Annotated in this window: 21 protein-coding genes and 1 pseudogene; 10 read left to right on the top strand and 12 right to left on the bottom strand. The window is 58.8% G+C overall.

Annotation, left to right across the window (positions count from 1 at the left end; genetic code table 11):
- Positions 1-40: 40 nt before the first annotated feature.
- From ACSQ22_RS24205 to ACSQ22_RS24165, 9 genes are all read right to left on the bottom strand, one after another.
- Positions 41-829: an ABC transporter ATP-binding protein gene (locus ACSQ22_RS24205; protein ID WP_056743881.1), complete on the bottom strand. Its 789-nt coding sequence runs from the start codon at positions 827-829 to the stop codon at positions 41-43.
- 60 nt (positions 830-889) lie between these two features.
- Positions 890-2,140 (bottom strand): ABC transporter substrate-binding protein, encoded by a 1,251-nt coding sequence (locus ACSQ22_RS24200; RefSeq protein ID WP_083235468.1) that lies wholly within the window; start codon positions 2,138-2,140, stop codon positions 890-892.
- 85 nt (positions 2,141-2,225) lie between these two features.
- A complete protein-coding gene (locus tag ACSQ22_RS24195; RefSeq protein WP_056743917.1) occupies positions 2,226-3,278 on the bottom strand; it encodes a branched-chain amino acid ABC transporter permease in 1,053 nt (350 codons plus the stop codon).
- A gap of 2 nt (positions 3,279-3,280) precedes the next feature.
- Positions 3,281-4,165 (bottom strand): branched-chain amino acid ABC transporter permease, encoded by an 885-nt coding sequence (locus ACSQ22_RS24190; protein ID WP_056743883.1) that lies wholly within the window; start codon positions 4,163-4,165, stop codon positions 3,281-3,283.
- Positions 4,162-6,129, bottom strand: a complete 1,968-nt coding sequence (locus ACSQ22_RS24185) for an AMP-dependent synthetase/ligase (protein WP_056743885.1) — start codon at positions 6,127-6,129, stop codon at positions 4,162-4,164. Before ACSQ22_RS24185 ends, ACSQ22_RS24190 begins: the two co-directional genes overlap by 4 nt.
- A complete protein-coding gene (locus ACSQ22_RS24180; RefSeq protein ID WP_056642819.1) occupies positions 6,126-6,923 on the bottom strand; it encodes an ABC transporter ATP-binding protein in 798 nt (265 codons plus the stop codon). Before ACSQ22_RS24180 ends, ACSQ22_RS24185 begins: the two co-directional genes overlap by 4 nt.
- 112 nt (positions 6,924-7,035) lie before the next feature.
- Positions 7,036-7,797 (bottom strand): SDR family NAD(P)-dependent oxidoreductase, encoded by a 762-nt coding sequence (locus tag ACSQ22_RS24175; protein ID WP_056642823.1) that lies wholly within the window; start codon positions 7,795-7,797, stop codon positions 7,036-7,038.
- Positions 7,798-7,830: 33 nt separating this feature from the next.
- Positions 7,831-9,069 carry a thiolase family protein gene (locus ACSQ22_RS24170; RefSeq protein WP_056642825.1) on the bottom strand — a complete coding sequence of 413 codons (1,239 nt, stop codon included), beginning with the start codon at positions 9,067-9,069 and terminating at the stop codon, positions 7,831-7,833.
- A gap of 129 nt (positions 9,070-9,198) precedes the next feature.
- Entirely contained in the window at positions 9,199-10,260 is a 1,062-nt protein-coding gene (locus ACSQ22_RS24165) for a CaiB/BaiF CoA transferase family protein (protein ID WP_231940634.1), read from the bottom strand.
- 95 nt (positions 10,261-10,355) lie between these two features.
- Here ACSQ22_RS24165 and ACSQ22_RS24160 point away from each other — a divergent pair, with 95 nt between their 5' ends.
- From ACSQ22_RS24160 to ACSQ22_RS24150, 3 genes are all read left to right on the top strand, one after another.
- Positions 10,356-11,168 (top strand): enoyl-CoA hydratase/isomerase family protein, encoded by an 813-nt coding sequence (locus ACSQ22_RS24160; RefSeq protein ID WP_231940633.1) that lies wholly within the window; start codon positions 10,356-10,358, stop codon positions 11,166-11,168.
- A gap of 12 nt (positions 11,169-11,180) precedes the next feature.
- Entirely contained in the window at positions 11,181-12,404 is a 1,224-nt protein-coding gene (locus ACSQ22_RS24155; RefSeq protein WP_056642827.1) for a phenylacetate--CoA ligase family protein, read from the top strand.
- Positions 12,405-12,473: 69 nt separating this feature from the next.
- Positions 12,474-13,526 carry an MBL fold metallo-hydrolase gene (locus ACSQ22_RS24150; RefSeq protein ID WP_056642830.1) on the top strand — a complete coding sequence of 351 codons (1,053 nt, stop codon included), beginning with the start codon at positions 12,474-12,476 and terminating at the stop codon, positions 13,524-13,526.
- A 371-nt stretch (positions 13,527-13,897) separates the two neighbouring features.
- Here the strand turns inward: ACSQ22_RS24150 and ACSQ22_RS24145 are convergent.
- A pseudogene (locus ACSQ22_RS24145) lies at positions 13,898-14,572 on the bottom strand (DDE-type integrase/transposase/recombinase); the annotation flags it as partial.
- A 119-nt stretch (positions 14,573-14,691) separates the two neighbouring features.
- Between ACSQ22_RS24145 and ACSQ22_RS24140 the strand changes: the two are divergent.
- The 3 genes from ACSQ22_RS24140 (at position 14,692) to ACSQ22_RS24130 (ending at position 16,249) form a co-directional block, all read left to right on the top strand.
- Positions 14,692-14,934, top strand: a complete 243-nt coding sequence (locus ACSQ22_RS24140) for a hypothetical protein (protein WP_056642833.1) — start codon at positions 14,692-14,694, stop codon at positions 14,932-14,934.
- Between the two features lie 233 nt (positions 14,935-15,167).
- Complete coding sequence (locus ACSQ22_RS24135; protein WP_108499779.1) at positions 15,168-15,824, top strand: tyrosine-type recombinase/integrase; 657 nt, start codon at positions 15,168-15,170, stop codon at positions 15,822-15,824.
- Entirely contained in the window at positions 15,821-16,249 is a 429-nt protein-coding gene (locus tag ACSQ22_RS24130; protein ID WP_020228498.1) for a hypothetical protein, read from the top strand. The genes ACSQ22_RS24135 and ACSQ22_RS24130 overlap by 4 nt, the downstream gene beginning before the upstream one ends.
- Here ACSQ22_RS24130 and ACSQ22_RS24125 read toward each other — a convergent pair.
- Entirely contained in the window at positions 16,246-16,953 is a 708-nt protein-coding gene (locus ACSQ22_RS24125; RefSeq protein WP_082564899.1) for an SOS response-associated peptidase, read from the bottom strand. The two genes, ACSQ22_RS24130 and ACSQ22_RS24125, sit on opposite strands and share 4 nt — an antisense overlap.
- Entirely contained in the window at positions 16,925-17,362 is a 438-nt protein-coding gene (gene cadR, locus ACSQ22_RS24120) for a Cd(II)/Pb(II)-responsive transcriptional regulator (RefSeq protein WP_020228496.1), read from the bottom strand. The genes ACSQ22_RS24125 and cadR overlap by 29 nt, the downstream gene beginning before the upstream one ends.
- A 76-nt stretch (positions 17,363-17,438) precedes the next feature.
- On the opposite strand from cadR, the gene ACSQ22_RS24115 reads away from it, so the two are divergent.
- The 4 genes from ACSQ22_RS24115 (at position 17,439) to ACSQ22_RS24100 (ending at position 20,110) form a co-directional block, all read left to right on the top strand.
- Positions 17,439-18,485 carry a cation transporter gene (locus tag ACSQ22_RS24115; protein ID WP_056642836.1) on the top strand — a complete coding sequence of 349 codons (1,047 nt, stop codon included), beginning with the start codon at positions 17,439-17,441 and terminating at the stop codon, positions 18,483-18,485.
- Positions 18,482-18,796 (top strand): DUF3703 domain-containing protein, encoded by a 315-nt coding sequence (locus tag ACSQ22_RS24110; RefSeq protein WP_020228494.1) that lies wholly within the window; start codon positions 18,482-18,484, stop codon positions 18,794-18,796. Before ACSQ22_RS24115 ends, ACSQ22_RS24110 begins: the two co-directional genes overlap by 4 nt.
- A 113-nt stretch (positions 18,797-18,909) precedes the next feature.
- On the top strand, positions 18,910-19,410 hold the full coding sequence (gene lspA, locus ACSQ22_RS24105) for a signal peptidase II (protein ID WP_020228493.1): 501 nt from the start codon (positions 18,910-18,912) through the stop codon (positions 19,408-19,410).
- An 82-nt stretch (positions 19,411-19,492) separates the two neighbouring features.
- Entirely contained in the window at positions 19,493-20,110 is a 618-nt protein-coding gene (locus ACSQ22_RS24100) for a 5' nucleotidase, NT5C type (RefSeq protein WP_020228492.1), read from the top strand.
- The last annotated feature ends 6 nt before the right edge of the window (positions 20,111-20,116 follow it).

Here is a 20,116-nt window from a genome sequence, read left to right as displayed (position 1 = left end):
CCCATCCTTGAAAACTTGGAAAACGACTGACCCAATGCGGTCAACCCAGCCAGCGCTTGCGGCGGCGGTAATGTTTCATGTCGCGGAAACTCTTGCGCTCCCCATCGACCGTCAGGCCGAGGTAGAACTCTCGAACGTCCTCGTTGGTCTTTAAGCTGTTGGAGGGGCCCTCTAACACGATCCGTCCGCTCTCCATCACATAGCCGTAGTCGGCTAAATCCAGAGCGACGCGGGTGTTTTGCTCCACGATCAGCAGAGTCAGACCGCTGGTCTTGAGGTCACTCAGCAAACCATAGACCTCATCGACCATCAGCGGAGCCAAGCCGAGCGAAGGCTCGTCGATCATCACCAACTTAGGCTTGGCCATCAGGGCCCGTCCAATTACCAGCAATTGCTGCTCGCCGCCCGACAGGTAACCTGCTGTGCGAGTACGCAAGGCTTTCAGACGCTTGATGCGGCTATACACCTCATCAAGCATTTCCTTGGCATCGCCAGCGCTGCCCATATGACCGCCCACCACCAGGTTCTGCTCCACTGTCATGTGGCGGAGAACCTTGCGCCCTTCCATGACATGTACCAACCCCTTGCGAACGACATCGACGGGGTTGGCACCGGTGATGTCCGCACCATCAAATTGAATACTCCCCGCCGTCACACGACCATCCTCTGTCCTGACCAGGTTGGAGATGGCCTTGAGCGTGGTGCTCTTGCCAGCGCCATTGGCGCCCAGCAAGGTCACGCACTGTCCAGCGGGGACTTTGGCGGTAATGCCTTTGACAGCAAGAATGACGTCGCTGTAGAGGACTTCAACGTTGTTCAGTTCAAGCACGGGTAGCTCCAGATGATGTGGCCTGGGTCTCGGTGGCCCGAGACCCAGGCCGATTTGCAATTACCACTTGTTCAACACAGGAACCGGAACGTTCTGCTCGAGAAGTTTGTACTTTCCCTTTTCGACGGTGCCGATGTTGACGGCTGTGCCCGAGGTCGGGAACGGCGCATCATTGTTGAACTTGATATTGGGCAACAAGCCAAAACTGCGCTCGGTAGGCATGGGGGTGGACAGCAGTGCAGCGCGAACCTCTTCGCCCGTCACACCGCCAGCACCTTTGACCTTGACAACATTTTCAACGGCACGAACCGTCAACATCGCTTGGCTCATGCCCATAATGCAGGCAGAGTTATAGGCGGCTTGCAACTTGTATTGGCTGCGCAGTTTCTCGAAGAAGTCCCGTGCCGGTGTTGCGCCTTCGGCGGCCATGGCCATGCCATAGACCTCATAGTTTCCATCCATTTGGCTCAGGTCACCCAGCGCTTTCCCCGACGAAAGCAACCCGTTATGAGCGCTAACCACTATCGGAATATTGGTTTTTCCAAGGCTTTGCAGGGCGCGCCGTGTCGCCACTACCGATGCTGTATTGTTGAACACCTGCAGTACCGTGGCCCCCTTGCGGACCAGGCGGCTGACCTGCTGGGTAAGGTCGGTCGGCTGTGCTTCGGTATAAATCGTTTCAACGACTTCAATGATCTTCGGATTGTCCTTAGCGAACTTCTCGACACCTTTGTGGATGTCCACGTAGGCCGGCGATACTTCCGATGAAATCACCCCCACCTTGAGAGGAGCAGACGAACCCGACTTCTTCTGCATCCACACATAAAACGCAGCCGCTTCGTGCGGGTAAGTGGCACGGGCATTGAACACCCAGTTATCACCCTTCCAAGCAAATCCATATCCTGCTGTCGACTGGACAAGAGGCACCTTGTCACTAGGCAAGCGCTGCTGCAGCGCATTGGTATCTGCACCGCCCACACCCAGAACAGCCACCGGGTTGAGCTCGGACTTGATGCCTGGCCAGAGGCTGGCCACTTGGGCGACGTCATAGCGGGTGTCGAAATCCTTGATTCGCAATGCGACGCCCTGCGCTTTACCGACCTCTTCGCTCCACCAGTCGAGCACCGCACGGCGGCATCCCGTCATATCTTTCATGATGTCTGCGAAAGGTCCGGTGAAGTCAGCCAGGCCAGCCACGTTGTAAGTAGTCTGAGCTTGTGCCATGCCGCCAAGGCACAAGGCTGACGCCAGTAAAGCGCCGCGTTGCCCCAGTTTGACCATTGCCGACAACTTTGCTCGATTCGTTTTCATAAAAAAAGTCTCCTTTTGTAGTAGCGCTTTGCATTGGAGCAGCCCTTCCCAGCGCCTAAGGTGGCTGCAGAAAACAGGATTGCGGTCAATATGGGTAAGGCCACATGCGATAAGACCGCTTGACGATGTTCCACCGGTGCATCAGACCGCGTGGCTCAAAGATCAGAAAGGCCGCGATGACTCCACCCAGGAAAATATTCATCACTGCGAAAACAACATCTCCGCTCAGGAAGGAAAAGTTCTCGACCAGTGAAGGGCCCACGATGGTGATCGTCTCCTGGGCAGTACGGATAACAAACACGCCGATCAGCGCGCCCGTCACCGACCCCATGCCACCCACAATGATCATCGCGATGAACCATATCGAGTGGATCAGGGTGAACTGGTCAATCGCCACGAACCTGACGTAGTAAGCCCAGAGCCCTCCACCGATGCCCGCGTAAAACGCACCCAGCAAGAAGGCAAGTACCTTGGTGCGCACGACATTGATGCCCATCATTCCTGAGGCCACGTCGTCATCGCGCACTGCCGCAAAAATTCGACCATGGCGGCTGCGTGCGACGCCGTAGGCGCCCGCAATCATGATGAAGGCCACTACCAGACACAGGTAGTAAATGCGGGTATCGGTGTTGAAAACGAAACCAAGGAGCTGTGCTGGTTCCAGAGTGATGCCGTTAGATCCCCCCAGCCACTTGGCAGGCAGGTTGAGCACAAAGAAGTGGAACAAAATCTGCGCAGCAATCGTGGTCAAGGCAAGGTAAAAACCCTTTATGCGCATTGCGGTTAATCCAAACACCAGCCCAAAAAGCGCCGCGCACAGCCCGCCGATGGGCAAAGCCAGCCAGAAAGGCAGGTGGCCTTTCGTCGCTAGGAGCGCTGTTGCATACGCACCAACCCCCATGAACGCAGCTTGACCCAAATTGATCTGACCCGCTAGACCAGTATTGATCTGCAGCCCCATGACCACCACTGCAGTAATCAGCATAGAGGTCATGATCGCCACCCAGCGGACCTCGCTGATCAGGGGCAGCGCAAACAACGCTATAACAAACAGGCCCAATGCCACCGCCTGGCTGCGCGTGCGAATTAGTGCTTGGTCTTTGGCGAAAGAAGTCGCGAATACACCTGCGGGATCCATGCTCATACCCTCTCAATGGTTTTCCACCCGAACATGCCGGTGGGACGAATTAACAACACCACCAGCATGATGATGAAAGGAAAGACGGAGCCCAGCGCTCCCCCCACCAGGGGATCGAGATAGGCCGAAGCCAAACCCTGAATCACACCCACCAAAACACCGGCGATCAGCAAACCTGCGAGGGACTCCAACCCAGCCAGCAAGGCCACCGGCAAGGCAGCCAGGCCGATGTCGGAGCTCATCATGTTGATGGAGCGGCCACTCAAATGCACTATCGCCCCCAGTGTGGAAAGCACGGATCCCAGCACCCACGCAAAGGCAATGGAACGCTGCACCGAGATGCCCATGGACATGGCCACCTGGTGGTCTTCCGCCACGGCCGTCATGGTCAAGCCAGCCCTTGTCCGGTTGAAAAACCAGGAGAGGCCAACGCCGATGAAGATGGTCATAATTCCACCGTAGAGCATCGAACGGGAGACGATGAGATCGCCAACGATGATCGGATCCAGAGGAAAGATGATCGGAAAAGCACGCACCTGTGGACCAAAAAGCACCAACACAACGCCTCGGATCAGAATCAAGAGACCGATCGTCACCATGACCATCGAGAAGACGGATTCCCCAACCAGACGGGCAAAAAATATCCGCTCAATCATGAAACCAAAAATTGCAGCACTAACGAATGCCACGGGCAATCCGACCCACAGCGGTAGACCCATCTGAATAATCGTCCACCACACCATGTAGCCGCCAAAGACCACCAACTCACCTTGTGCAAAGTTGAACACCTTTGACGCGCGATAGATCACGACGAAACCCATGGCGATCAACGCATACAGAAGCCCTGACAGCGCACCGTTTATCAGGTAGTTAATAAAATCGATCATTTCCGTCCTCTGCTTCGGGCTGCGCCCAGGTGGTCTGACCCTGCGGCGTCCGTGTCATGGATGGACACCAGAGCCTCGAAATTGCCGCGCCGACCGTCCTGGTAGGTCACAGGAATATCGATACGCACGGCGTGCAAGCCGTCATATAAACCGTTGATCAGCGTGGCGTATCGCACCTCCAGGAATTCGCGCCGCAGCTTTCTCGAACGTGTTAGTTCGCCCTCGTCCGGATCAAGCTCTTTTGGAAAATTGGCGAATCGCTTGACCCGCGCATGCGCCGGCAAAAACTGATTCACACGGGTAATTTCCTGACTGATCAACTCTGCGACCTCTGGCCGCTGTGACAAATCGGTAAAGGTTGAAAATCCGATCCGCTTGTCTTCTGCCCACCGCGACAGAACAGCCATGTCGATATTGATGAGAGCGGCCACGAAGTCCCTCGTCTCGTCTCCCACCGTCATGATGTCCTTGATGAAGGGACTGAACCGAAGGCGGGTCTCGACGAACTGCGGCGGGAAGGTTTCTCCGCTGCGCAAACGCTTGAGGTCCGACAACCGCTCCAGGAACACGAGCTCGCCTAGCTCAGTTTTCGTTACGGCATCGCCCGTGTAGAACCAGCCATCTTTCACCTTCGACTCTACGGAACCCTCTCTGCGGTAGTAGCCCAGAAACGGGCTTCCGCCACGAATCTGCAGCTCTCCGTCCGCACTCAAGCGCCATTCCAATGGTGGGCCCGCCTCTGGATGCGCCTTCATCCAGTGCCCTACGGTCTCCAGATCAAATCGGTCACCCTGGTGGCATGTCAGCAACCCGGTTTCGGTGGAGCCATAGATGTTGCGCAGAGGTATACCCATGGCATGGAACATGCGAAACACATCCGGTGCCATGGTGGCACCACCGCAGCTGGCACAGCGCAGCCGGGTCAGGCCGAGCAGATCTCGCAACGGGCGCAGAACCAGTGCATTGGCGATAGGAAACAGCAACCGGTCCAGCAGGCCAACGGGTTTTCCATCCAAGCGCCCCACATTAACGGTGTGACCGATCTTCATGCCCCACTCGTAGACACCTCGTCGAATGGGTCCTGCGTCGAGCATGTGCGCCTGCACAGAGGACGCCATGCTTTCCCACTGGCGCGGAGCAAATGTCATACCTTCCACCGCCAATTCCCGAATGTTGGACAACACCTGCTCCGGGCCCTCGGGGAAGTTCACTACCATGGGCAATCCCAATCCCATGGTGATGCCATATATTTGTTCAGTGGCCCAGGATGGCGCGATGTAACTCAGGTATTCCATACCCGGCTTCACATCCATGGAATCGATCAAGCGCTGGGCGTTGTCGATCAAAAAGCGATGCGTGAGGATCACGCCCTTGGGCTGCCCCGTCGTGCCGGAAGTGTAAGAAAGAACCGCTATGTCATCGGGGGCTCCCGCATCCACTAGCGCGTCGTACATCTTTCCGTTACGTTGATGGATTTCACGCCCTTGCCGCTGCATGCCATCGAAGGTTTGCAGGATGGGGTCGTTATACGACCACATACCCGTTTCATCCCAATACACAATGTGGCGCATCTTCAACGTCTTGTTCCGGACATCCAGGCCCTTGTCAACCTGCTCTTGGTCCTGCGCGAACAAGATGACTGCTTCGCTGTCGTCCAAAAGATAGGCCACCTCCTCCGAAGTGAGGTCCGGGTACATGGATACAACTTTGCATCCCAGTGCATGCGCGGCATACTCGGCCCAGTAATGCTGCGGCTCATTCTCACCAATGATGGCAATGGTCTCACCCGCTTTGACGCCTGCTTGGTGCATGCCCAGCGCAATCTCTCGAACGTTGCGCTGCACATCCGCAAAGCTGTACTCCCGCCAAATGCCGCGCTGCTTATGGCGCTGGGAAAGACGGTTGGGGTTAGCATGCGCATGCTTGCGCAGCAACTGGGGAAGGGTCGCGATTTCGAGTTTCATTGGACGCCCTCCCCAAGATAGGCTTTAAGCACTGCGGGATTAGCCTGGATCTCCTTGGGCGTTCCATCGGCGATCTTGCGTCCAAAGTCCAGCACAGCGATGCGGTCAGCCAGGTCCATCACCACACCCATGTCGTGCTCCACCAAAACAATAGGAATGCGCTTTGCCTCGCGCACATCCAGAATGAAACGTGCCAAGTCTTCTTTCTCTTCAGTATTCATACCGGCCATAGGCTCATCCATCAACAGAATCTTCGGGTCTTGGGCCAGTGCGCGCCCCAAGTCCACGCGCTTGCGAAGCCCATAACCGAGGCTGCCCACCGGCGCATGCCGGATGGATTCAATTTCAAGAAATTCAATGATTTCTTCCACCACCTCCCGATGCAAAACTTCTTCCCGTTTTGCCGGGCCGAAATGGAAAAATGACTGCACGAGATTGGCCCGCATGTGCATGTGGCGCCCCACCATCAGGTTCTCGATAACGGTCATGCCCGAAAAAATGTGCGTACCTTGAAAGGTGCGCGCTAGGCCCTGTGCCGCCACGTCGTGAACCGCCATGTCGCGCACGTTGTGCCCGGCCAGGGATATCTCGCCTTTCTTGGGGCGGTAGAACCCGCTCAGGCAGTTCATCAGAGAAGACTTTCCCGCTCCGTTCGGCCCGATGATTGCCAGCAGCTCGTCCTTGCGCACATCAATCGAAACATCATTCAGCGCCACAACTCCACCGAACTGCAGCAGCAGATTCTGGGCTGTCAGCACCACGCCTTCCCGCTGGCTTTGAATGGCTGCATTCATTGGTACCTCCACTCTGAATTCTTGGCTTTGTCCATCGAATTTCCTTCATAAGACCTTTGCAGGGTCTACGCATCCATTTGCGGGAATGCTCGCAGCGATCAATGGACCACGACTAACAACGGACACCCGCATCCAGGCTGATCGTGGTGGCATTCAAATAGGCGTTTTCCACAACGTGCCGAACCAGTCCACCGAACTCTTGTGCCTGCCCCATGCGATGAGGAAAGAGGATGACGTTGTCAATAATGTTTTGCGACACCTTCGTTGGCATGCCTGCAGACATGGCGGTCTCAAACAGACCAGGCGCCACGGCCACCACTCGGATTCCGTGTTGCGCAAGATCCCGCGCCACCGGAAGCGTCATTCCAATGACCGCCGCTTTGCTGGCGCTATATGCGGCCTGGCCCACTTGACCCTGCCACGCAGCACCAGATGACGTGTTCACGATGACCCCCCGTTCACCGTCGACATTGGGCTCGTTCTGCGACATGGCCAACGACGCATAGCGCACCACGTTGAATGTCCCGGTCAGGTTGATGGCGATCACCCGGTTCCAAAGATCCATCGGGAATAACTCGCCCTTTGAAAGCGTCTTGCAGGGACCCAGAATTCCCGCGCAATTTACCGCCACATGCAGCGCACCAAATTCCGCCACTGCCGCGTCTACGCCAGCCTTCACACTGGCCTCGTCCGAAACATCAACCTTCTGGATTCGCACGCGCTCGCCCATCGGCAGCACCTCGCTCGCAAGGCGCTCTTCGTCCAGATCAACCGCCATGACGCTCGCTCCGGCCGCAAGCAATGCCTTGCAAGTGGCGAGCCCCAGGCCTGAAGCAGCTCCTGTGACGAAGGCAATGGTATTTTTGACATCCATACTGTTTCTCTTGTCTCTTATTGAGTGCAGCGCTCAGCGCGCCAAGATGGTGATACAGGCAACAGCTTCTTCAATGCCCTCAAGACCGCCACCGTTTTCTGCCAGCGCAATCCTTGCGTCAGTCACCTGCCGCAGTCCGGCTTCCCCGCGAAGCTGAGTTACCAACTCATGGACTTGGGCAATACCGGTGGCCCCAACAGGGTGCCCCTTAGACTCCAGGCCGCCGGACGGATTAACGGGAATGCGGCCACCAATCCGGGTATCACCCCGCTCGGCAATCACACCGCCCATGCCGAACTCACAGAAACCGAGGTTTTCTGTCTGAATGATTTCACCCATGGCCGTGGCATCGTGCACCTCGGCCACCGAGATATCTGCTGGGCCAACACCTGCCAGTTCATATGCCCTGCGCGAAGCCAGTGCTGTGCAGTGGTTGGTGTAGTCGTCTTCGCTCCGGTCGGAACCGCTTTGCACTACTGCCGCCAACACCTTGATGGCACGCTTTTCATCGATGTTCAAGCGCATAAGCGCCGAGCGTGTGCAAATGATGGCTGCTGCTGCGCCATCAGACACCGGGGAGCACATGGGCAGAGTCAATGGGTAGGTGATCGGCGGCGCGGCGAGCACCTCTTCGATGCTGTAAGCCATCCGGTACTGCGACAGCGGGTTGTGCATGGAGTGCGCGTGGTTCTTGGATGAAACGGCGGCTAACTGGCGCTGCGTCGTCCCGAAAGTGCGCATGTGCGATCGTGCAAACGCCGCATACACGTCCATGAAAACGCTGTACGGCCTGGGTGAGGTACTCCCCTCGGGCACCGCCACGTCGCGCCCCATCTTCATCAACTCCCCACGAATCTCTTCTGCACGCGAGAGATCCCAGGCACTGTCAAACACCGAGAACATCTTGAGCTTGTCGGATGAGAACATCTTCTCTGCACCAACAGCCAAAGCGACATCGCCAGCACCCGACTTGAGGTGATTGCAGGCTAGAACGAACGCCGACGAGCCGCTTGCACAAGCGTTTTCGACGTTCACCACCGGAATGCGCCCAATCCCCATGGCCCGCAGCGCAATTTGCCCACGAATCATGTGCTGGCCATCCATATGCCCCTGGGAAGTGTTCCCAAAAAAGGCCGCTTCCAAGTCTTCTTTTTCCAATCCCGCGTCCGCCAAAGCAGCCGCCGTGGCCTCGCGTGTGAGCGCCTTGATGTCTTTGTCCAGATGCCGTCCGAATGGCGTCATCCCCACACCAACCACATAGATATCTTCCATCGCATTTCTCCGTGGCGGATCTTCTTGATCCATGAAAGTCAAATAAATTACTTTGCGTAAGATGTTTTTACTGTACAGTAAAATTCTCAACTGCTTGCCAGGGATTACCCTTGGTATCACATTCGCGGCTCAGCAAAGCGGCAGGAATCGCATGCCCCGCGCAGTCTCAATATCGCCCTGCTCAGTCACGCTGTACAAACCACGAGCCACGTTGTGGGGATGAGCGGCGGCTTCGGCCATGGTGAGCACCGGCGCAAAGCAACTGTCAGTGCCTTCCATCAGTGCATTCCAGTACGTACTAGGTTGGGAAGCAAAGCGCTGCGCAATCCGCGCCTTGAGAGACGGCCACAAAGTCTTGTCCATTTGCCGTGCGGGGTCGACATCCGTCAGCTGCAATTGCGTCAACAGCAATGCATAGAACTGTGGCTCGATTGCACCGACCGTGATGTATCGCCCATCGCTGCACAGATAGCGGTCGTAGAAGGGTGAGTCATGGAAGACACTGGGTTCGCTGCCTTCCAATCCGCCACCTTGACGAATCAGTTGCACGAGCGGCGACAGCATTGCCAACACATCAATGATGGCGCCGTCAACCACGCAGCCCTGGCCCTTATCCCGCGCGCCTAGCAACGCCGACACCATGCCAAATGCAAACCCGAGGGCGCCGGCAGCATCCCCAACCACTGTGGGTGGAAGCATGGGAGGGTGTCCCGGTTGCTCGGTGATCGACATGAGCCCAGTGAGAGCGACATAGTTCATGTCGTGCCCGGCGGCCTGAGCCAGCGGCCCATCCTGCCCCCAGCCCGTCATGCGCCCATACACAAGCCGCGGGTTGTATTCACCACATACATCGGGACCCAAACCCAGGCGCTCCATCACACCCGGGCGGTTGCCCTCAATCAACCCGTCGCTTTGCGCGACCATGTCCAGCGCCCGCGCCTTGTCCTCGTCGTTCTTGAGATTCAATGTGACGCGTCGTTTGCCGCGCGACAAGAGCGCCCCGTCCTTCGGAGTGAGCTCATCAGGCAATGCGCTCGCACCTGGCCGCCCGACCACAGTAACGTCAGCGCCCATCTGCATCAACATGAACCCAGCTAAGGGCCCTGGGCCGATCCCCTCGAACTCGACGATCTTGATACCCGATAGCGGGAACATGAGCGGGCTGCTCTTACTTCGCATGAAGAACTCCATTTGTTTAATTGTTTTACTTTAGGGTAGAATTTTTAACCTATGGGTAATGGAAAACCCCATGTCCCTCAAAACAGAGGCAAAAGCAGAATCGATCCATGAACACGCAAGCCAGCAAGGAACCCCTGATGTCGACACCGGTTGTGATTACAGACGTACGAAAAGGCACCATGTGGATTCGCCTGAACCGACCTGATGCAATGAACTCGCTGACCCCGGCGGTGCTTCGGGGAATAGACCACGCACTCAACGAAGCACAGAGCCGCGGAGACGTGATATCCGTCGTATTGACGGGCACTGGACGGGCCTTCTGCGCGGGCGCCGACCTCAAGTACGTCAAGACGCAAGCGGGCGAAAGTGGCACCAGTGGCTTTCTGGACAGCGTACTGTCCACCATGAACCGGATTGACCGCTTTCCAAAACCCGTGATCGCCGCCCTGAACGGCATAACTCTGGCGGGCGGGCTCGAACTGGTGCTGTGCTGTGATCTAGTGCTGGCGGCAAGGAGCGCCAAAATTGGCGACGCACATGCCAACTACGGCCTGATCCCCGGAGGGGGGGGGTCGGTGCGCCTGCCGCGGGTCATTGGCCCCACACGCGCCAAGTACCTTCTCTTCACGGGTGACTTCGTGGACGCGGCAGATCTTGTGGAAGCGGGCCTCGTCAACCAAGTGGTGGACGACGACCAGCTCGAAAGCGTTGCACAAGCCGTGGCCGACAAAATTGCCACGAAGAGCCCCCTTGGCCTGCGCCGCATGAAAACGCTGGTCGACGATGGTTTGCAACAGCCTCTAGACACCGCCCTGCGATTGGAGCTTCTGGCCTCTGAAGTGCATTCCCACAGCGCCGATCTCCACGAAGGCCTGGCCGCATTCAACGAAAAACGCACCCCGCGCTTCACGGGCCACTAGGACGGCAACGCCATGCATACGTTACCCACCACCGATCGATTCAGACTACTGCGTGCTTCGCAGCAATTCGCCTACGACCGCGCCCCGGCCATCCGCGCGGTCTATCAGCTTGCAATGATGACGCCGCAGGATCTCCAAGGCCCTGCCGACCTTGCACGGCTCGCCGTCACAAGTAAGGATTCACTGCTTGATAAGCAGCGCCAGTCACCGCCATTCGGTGGGTTTCTCGCTGCCGACGACACATCTATCCGCCGCATTTATGTCTCCCCAGGCCCCGTCTATGAACCCCATTCTTTCGACGAAGACACTGGCAAGGGCTTCTCGCATGTGTTCAGGCAGGCGGGAATCGGCCCCGGTGACCGTGTACTCAACACCTGGTCCTACCATCTTGTTCCAGCCGGCCTATTGCTAGATGCGGGCATTGCTGCCACCGGGGCGACGCTCATTCCCTGCGGGCCCGGCGGCGCCGAGCAACAAGCGCAGCTCATCATGGAACTGGGCATCACCTGCATTTGCTCCTCCACCTCCTTCTTCGTGACCTTGGTCGAAACGCTTGAGCGCATGGGCTACGACCTGCCTTCTCAATGGAAGGTCCGCTCCGCAATGCTGGGCGGCGAACTGGGTGACTGGATGGGCAAGCGCCGCGCATTGGAGCAGAAATACGCAATCCGCACGTTCTCGGCTTATGCCACCGGCGACTTCGGGCTGATTGCTTACGAGGAACTAGGACAACTGGGCTACACGGTCCAGCCTGACCGGCTCGTCCAGATCTGCGACCCGCACACCGGCGCACCCCTTCCGCCGGGCGAACCCGGCCAGATAGTGGTCACCACGCTGGACAGCGGTTGGCCTCTGGTCCGCTTTGGCACAGGCGATGTGGCGCAAGCGCTGGCCCATTCCCCGGATGGTCTCGTCGAACGAATCAGTTTGTTGCAAGGCCGAGTGGGCCAAGGTGTCAAAGTACGCGAAATTTTCATCTATCCACGCAACGTGGAAGAGCTGATCATCCGGATCCCGGCTATAGAACGTGCCCAGATCATCGTTGAAAAAAAGCAGCATCGGGAAACTGCAACCTTGCGCGCGGTGCTAACGCCAGGGGCTTCTCACTACGCCACGCAAAGCGATTTGATCGAAGTGTTCAGGCAATTGACCCGCCTGAGGCTCGACTCAGTCGAGTGGGTAATCCAAGAAGATATGCCCATTGACGCACCCTTGCTGGTTGACAACAAGCAGTGAAATTCTAAAAAGCCATTGGTCTGATGCACCTAGTGGCTATACCGTCGCTTACCTCATGAAACGATAGCAATGATTGAACTCGCAGCCAATCCACTTATTTATCCATTCAAGCCACCATCGTCACGACACTGGGTCGAGATCGCCCCGGGCGTACGCTGGATCCGACTGTCGATGCCATTCCGACTCGACCACATCAATGTATGGGCCATAGATACCCATGATGGCTGGGTGCTGGTAGATACCGGCCTGAATAACCCCGACACCGTGGCCGACTGGCTGGCCCTCATGGCGCACGGGCCGCTGGCACGGCCACTCCAAGGCGTTTTCGCCACACACATGCACCCAGACCACATCGGCTTGGCTGGTTGGTTCACGCGTCGCTTTGGTGTGCCGCTGCACATGAGCCGGCTGGAGTACCTGACCTGCCGCGTGATGCATGCCGACACGAACCGCGAAGCCCCGCCCGACGGCGTGCTCTTCAATAGATGCGCCGGCTGGTCGGAGGCAGCCATTGAAAGCTACCGCAGTCGCTTCGGCAGCTTTGGTAAACATATCCACGCTCTGCCTGACAGCTACCGACGGTTGCAGGACGGCGACCACGTCCAGTTGGGTAAATATGGCTGGCGGATCATCACCACCGGCGGCCACTCACCAGAACATGCCTCTCTGTACTGCCCCGACTTGAAACTGCTGATCTCCGGCGACCAGGTGCTACCGAAGATTTCGTCGAATGTTTCGGTGTTCGCCAGCGAGCCACAGGCCAATCCGCTGAAGGAGTGGTACGAAGGGCTCGACAAACTAATGAGGGATGTTCCCAACGATGTGTTGGTACTCCCCTCTCACAACGAGCCCTTTTATGGACTGCATGAACGCCTTGACTCGCTCAGGTCAGGCCAAAATAGTGCACTGAATCGGTTACGTCAGACATTGACTACCGGGCCTCAACGGATCATCGATACGTTCGCTGCACTCTTTCATCGCTCCATCGGAGAACAGGATGCGCAGCAACTGAGCCTGGCAACAGGTGAGGCAGTTGCTTGCATAAACTTTCTCATCGCACAGGCCACCATAGAAGTCACGATGGACGAAAACGGGGTCGCGTGGCACTCAACAAGATATTGACATTGAAGTGCCGCCCTACGCTCTATGGTGAATCGACCCGGTTGATCTAGACGCCGTCGAGCCTCGAACCGAAGCCCATTGGCAGGTGCAACGGTGTTTCGGCGGCAATCTGCGGAAATCTGACCGAGAAGTCCCCTGAATTTTTATTCGTTTGAGCGACCGTTTTGAGTCGTTATGCACAGTGCGCCGTTATGAGTAGCCCGGTGGGTGTGAACCGCCCCGGGGCGGTTCACCATGCCCATCCGGGATTGGAAAGCTGCCCTGACCCGATTTACCATTCAGTTCGGAGACCGCATCTCCATCAACTGTATGCGTCCGGCCAACCCATCTTGAATCGGATGAATGGGCTGTGATGCAACCAACATAAACTGCTATGTGTCGCATCCCGGACGATCATAGGGTCGCTTGTGGAACAGGTGCGGGTGCTCCTGATACCAATCCTTCATGGCTTGCATCGGCGTCTTGCTCTTGAGTGCTGACTGCGGCAGCTGGTGGTTGTACAAAACCACATAGCGCAGCAAGGTCTGCTCCATGTCCTCGCGGCTGTTGAACCGGTGGGTCTTGAGCACATCGGCAATGCGGCCATTGAATCGTTCGACCATGCCATTGGTTCTCGGTGTTCTGGGCTTGGTCAACCGGTGTTCGATACTCAGTTCTTGGCACAACTGGTCGAACTCATGGTTGCCGCTGGGCTCGCGCTCCCTGCTGGCAAACAGGCGGTCCGTGAACTCCTTGCCGTTGTCGGTCAGCAGCTTGGTGATCCTGATCGGACAGGCCTTGTGCAATGCCCTCAGAAAGGCCCGTGCACTGGCGGCTGTCTTGTTGGCCTTGAGTTGTACGAACACCCATCGCGTGGCCCGGTCGATGGCCACAAACAGGTAGCGCCGTTGCGATTCGTCCTGCATCTGGGGCAGGTACTTCACGTCCATGTGCACATAGCCAGGCTCGTAGCTCTTGAACGCCTTGTGCACAGGCTGTGGCTCCTGGGGCTTGAGGGCGTTGAGGTTGCCCGCCCCATGGCGGCGCAGGCACCGGTCCAGGCCCGAGTGACCTTGCCCCTGTTTCGTGTAGTTCTTAACCCACGATTCACGCGGCCTTTTTACGCTGTGCCTCGTACCAGCGCTGCTCGTATTTCTTGAGCTGCTTCAGCTGTCGCAGCTACACCGTGGTCGGCACCAGTGAAGACCTGCACCGCCTCTTCAGCTTCTACTGGTTCCTGGAAGCCGAGAGCAGGAACACGAGGTCCCGCGAATGGGCTGAATACTTCACGCTCATACGCACTCAAATTGACCTGTTCACCATGGACAAATTCGATGAGGAACTGGTGACCCAGTCCAGAGAGGCCGCCCGCAGCAAGCCTCTGAAATTCTGGAGTCGGTACCGCATCTCGGGAGGCGCACTTGCCTAGCCACGCACAACCATCGATGGCCCCGGCAACCGCCCCTGACGGCGCGCCAGCTGACCTGGTCGTCAGCTCTGCGCCGGGCCCGGCCGGCGCCACCCAAGTCCTGAGCCGTTACCGCGACGACGTGTGGGAGCTGTGGCCCTACTTCGAGCAGTCGAACCTGACCCCCAGCAGCAAGCGCATCGACTGGGCAAACGTTCCTGAGCAATTCAGGCCCGACACCGCAGATCCGGACCGTGTCCGGCCTGCATTGGGCCGGCCGGATGAAAGGCTTTGCCGCCTACGCCGGCGTTGATTGGCGCCTCTCGCCTCACCAACTGCGCCGGGCGTACGCCTGGACCTTCGTGCGGCATCGCCTGGGAAATGTCCTCTTCCTCAAGGAGCAGTTCAAACACTCGAGCATCGAGATGACGCAGCTGTATGCGGCGAACCCTATGCAAGATGACGCGCTGTTTGAAGACCTGTTCACGGAGATCAGTGCCCGAAAAGTCGAGCTGATCGAAGGCTGGCTCCACGCGGATACGCCCCTGGCGGGGCGCGCCGGCCAGCGAATCGTGAGCATGCGGGCCCACGACTTCCCTAGCCGCGAAACTCTCATCGAGGAGACGGCCGATTGGATCAATATCCGCAGCACCGGCCATTCGTACTGCTTGGCCCAGGATGATGGCTGTGGCGGGGCCGGTCTGTATGAGCCGTGGCGGTGCGGCGCCTGCAATGACTCTGTGATCGACAGTTCCCAGCGGATCGCGTGGCAGGCAATACACGCCCACCAACTGGAGCTCCAAGTGGAGGCCCGCGAGTTGGGACCGGCAGCGGTCCAGCGCGTGCAACGAGACCTCCACCGGGTCGAAGACGTCTTGAAGCAGCTGGGGCCGGGGATCGAACCGCTATGAAAGCCAGATGGGACCGACGCCAGGCGCCCGAAGAGGTTCGCGGGCGCAATCGAGACACAACGACCGCCGATCTGTGGGAGGCTCTGGCACGCCTGCAGCGTGCCGAGGCCGTTCCGACGATCACAGCCCTAGCGGTCGAGGTCGGCGTCACTCCAGCGTTGATTCACAACCGCTACCCGGATGTCGCGAAGGAGGTTCGCCGCCTGAGCGGCCGAGAGCCCGGCGCAAGCGAGGACAGCCTCAAGGCGGCGCTCAAACGCGAACAGGAGACTGCCCGTGATTTGCGCGCCGAGAACTTGGACCTGCGCAAGCAGCTTCAGGCCATGGCCTCGGTGAACGAAGCGCTGCGGCAGGAGGTCAGGATTCTGCATGCGACCGGCCACGCGAAGGTCGTGAGCTTCGTGCCCGGGGCACCGACACGCTAGTCGAATAGGGAAGCTGTTTGAGGAACGGCCTTAGCCGGCGCTCGCTCGACCGGCTCGCCGGTGGCTGCCAGGCGCTCAGGCGGACAAGCCTGCATGAAGTCCATCGAGCCTTCGGCGGGCGCGTCCAGCCAGGCGTCGTACTGGGATTCGTCCAGCAGGACGACCATACGCTTCTCTTCGCCTGGGCGGTGATAGTTGCACATGACGGGATGGGAGTCGGCGTTGACCGTCATGAGCGTGAAGGTATGAACGCGCTCTCCTGCAGGCGAATGCCAAGTGTTCCATAGCCCGGCGATCGCCAAGGGGCTGCCGTCGGCCGCGCTGATACGTGTGGGCACGTGCACGTTCGAGCGCCAGTCTGGCTCGTAGATGGCCTCAGCCGGGACAATGCAGTGCTGGGCCTTCTTCCAAGCGGCCTGGAACGGCCTCGCGGTGGCAACTGTTTCGGAGCGGGCGTTGTACGTCAGCTTCACCTTGCGCATATCGGTGGCCCAGAAAGGGATCAGGCCGAACCGCGCGACAACGGCCTCGCGCTCAGGAACCGCCTCGTCGCCCGATTCGAGCTCGGGCGGGCGCCTCACGATGGGCGCAAAGCGTCCTGGAAAGACATCTCGATCGAGAACATCCAAGCCGCTGTCGCGGATGGCTCGAAAGAATTCGCGCAGCCGCGCTGCGTCAAGAACCGAGTGGTAACGAGCGCACATTCTTTGAATTCTGCTTGGCCGCGCGCTCAAGTCCACCCAGGATGCCGCAGTTGACCGCGGCACGGCCAACCGAGCAGCTGCGGTGCAGTGAGCGCAATTCGGCTTCCAACGCCTTCAGCTCCCGGATGCGGACCACGACCTGCTCGATGTGACTTGCAATCAGCTCATCCACGACGCCGCAATTCTCGGAAGGAGCGTCTTTGAAGTGCAGCAGCGTGCGGATCTCAGCCAGCGTCATGTCCAGGCTGCGGCAGTGCCGAATGAAGGCGAGCCGCTGGGCGTGCTCAGCCGTGTAGCTGCGGTAGTTCCCCTCGGTCCGGGCGGGGGACGGCAGCAGTCCCTCGCGCTCGTAGAAGCGGACCGTTTCGGGAAGCGTATTGGTGGCCTTGGCCAGGTCGCCGATCTTCATGGATGAGCCGCCCTTGCAGCGGGCTTGACTTTGTAGTTGCTAGAGGGTTTCCAATTATGCAGTCCGAGGAATACCCATGAGCGCCACCACAAAATTCGAAAGTACCTTTGCCGTTCCGAAGATGGATTGCCCGTCCGAGGAGAACATGATCAAGATGGCCTTGCAAAGCGTCGAAGGCGTGCAGTCGCTCACCTTCGACCTGCCGGGCCGAAAGCTGGTGGCCGTGCATCGCGCGCCGGTCGCCGAGGTGTTGCAGCGTCTCGAACCGCTGGGCTTGGGCGCGAAGCTGGTGCATTCGGCCGCGGTAGACGATAGCGCCGCCGGCAGCTTCAAGAGCACCTTCCATGTCCCGAAGATGGATTGCCCATCGGAAGAGAACATGATCAAGTTGGCCCTGCAAGACGTTCCCGGGGTGAAATCCCTGTCCTTCGACTTGGCCAACCGCAAGCTGACCGCAGTGCATGGCGCTCCGGTGGCGCAGGTCCTGCAACGCCTGGAGCCGTTGGGTCTGGGCGCCAAGCTGCTGGAATCGGACGCGGTCATGGGTGACGACGATGAAATCGACCCGCCTGACAATGCGGCCGAGGCCAGGCTGCTATGGATACTGCTCTCGATCAATGCGGCCATGTTCGTGATCGAGATCGTGATGGGCTTCATCGCTCAATCGACCGGGCTCATCGCCGACTCGCTCGACATGTTCGCCGACGCTGCGGTGTATGGGCTGTCCCTGTTTGCCGTCGGCCGAGCAGCTGCCCTTAAGACGCGTGCGGCTCACACGGCGGGCTGGTTGCAACTGGCGCTTGCGCTCATGGCACTCAGCGAGGTCGTTCGACGCTTCATCGCCGGGAGCGAACCTGTCTCGGGCCTGATGATGGGGATGGGCCTGGTGGCCCTGATCGCCAACGTCATCTGCCTGGTCTTGATATCCAAGAAGCGGGATGCCGGTGCGCACATGAAGGCAAGCTACATCTTCTCGGCCAACGACGTGATCGCCAATGCGGGCGTGATCCTGGCTGGCTTCCTGGTGGCCATGACCGGATCCAACTACCCTGATCTGGTCATCGGCACCGTGGTGGGTCTGATCGTCTTGAACGGTGCCCGGCGCATCCTGAGTCTCAAATGACGAACCTGACAGCCATAGACGATCGGCAGCGCGGGGCAGCATTTGCTCACCTCGTGGAGCGGGCGAGATCCCGAGGACCTGACCGGTGGAAGGTCCTGGAGGCCGCGCACGTGCTTGGCCAAGAGCGCTTCTGGCTTCATCTGCGGAGTCATTGGTACATGCTGGCCCTGGCCGCGCGTGAGCGTGACGTGCGGGAAGCCGCGGGCCAGCTGTTTAGGATCCTGCTGGTGCCGCTTGGCCACCTCTCGGGCAGGCTGCCGCTTGGCAACCCTGGCCGGGCCACGGTCAGTGCCTTCGCGCCAATGCTGTGAGACCGGAACTCGCTGAAATTCTGTCCGCGTCAATAGCACTCACGGCCGAGCACGGTGCGGCAACGCGCTGAATCCAACCACGGCCCTGCGATCTGGTCTAACCAACAAGAACGATGAAGTATGTCAACCGACCAGCTCGCTGGTATTGCCTTGCGCTTGTAGTCTTTGCCGCAGACCAGACTGCCAAGACCTGGATTCATCTGACCACCCTGCTCGGCTGGTCGCGCGAGGTCGCACCGTTCTTCAGCCTGGTCCACGTACTGAACCCCGGCGCGGCCTTCAGCTTCCTGGCCGGCACCGGCGGATGGCAACGCTGGTTCTTCCTGGCCATCGCCCTGGGCGCGTCGGCCTGGCTCGCTTGGCTGCTCGCCAAGCCGGTGCGCAGCCTCGAGGGCTTGGCTTATAGCCTCATCCTGGGCGGCGCCCTGGGCAATGCCTTCGACCGGGCTGTGCGCGGGTCCGTGATTGACTATCTGGACTTCCACCTGCACGGCTGGCACTGGCCGGCATTCAACATCGCCGACATGGCCATCGTTGGTGGCGCCGTTGGTCTCATTGCATCGTCAGTTCTGGGGCACCGCGAGGCAAACACATCCTCTCGAAGGCACACGTAACTGTTGCCGCTTAGCAGTCCCGACAACAAGGGAGCCCCCCAACCCGCGCGTGCAGGCGTGCTCTGCTGTGCGAAACTTCCTGATGACCAAAGGAATCATCGCGCTTGACGCTGACGGAGTCCTCCTGGACTACGGCTTGGCCTATGCCAGCGCTTGGCAGAAGGCGTTCGGCACGTACCCTGGCGAGCGCGATCCGCTCGCCTACTGGCCCATCGACAGATGGGAAGTGGAGCGAGTTGAAGGGGATAGGCTTGATCTGCTTCGGCGGGCCTTCGACAACGAGTTCTGGTCATCGATCCCGCCGGTTCCAGGAGCGATTGAGGCGTGCCACAAGCTCGCCGCGGCGGGCTACGAACTGGTATGCGTCACGGCCTTGCCTGCGGAATTCAGGGCAGCTCGCGAGCACAACCTGAGACTGCACGGATTCCCGATTCACCTGGTCCACGCCACCGACAACGTGGCAACGGCCGCGAGCCCTAAGGCCGACACGCTCAACTCCCTAAAGCCGATCGCCTTCGTCGACGACTACTTGCCGTACTTCGTGGGCGTCGATGCCGCGATCCATCGCGCATTGATTTTGCGTGGGATTACCGGGTCGCCCAACGCGGGCGACCTGTTGGTACACACGGATTCGCATCACGCCGACCTTCTTGCGTTTGCGAATTGGTGGTCGCAGCGCGCTGGTGATAAGTGCCGGTAACAGTTA

This window comes from Acidovorax sp. LjRoot38 (assembly GCF_964252975.1).
Classification (GTDB): domain Bacteria; phylum Pseudomonadota; class Gammaproteobacteria; order Burkholderiales; family Burkholderiaceae_C; genus Acidovorax; species Acidovorax facilis.
Note: the sequence above shows the minus strand (reverse complement) of the source record. Positions and strands in the feature narration are given on the sequence as shown.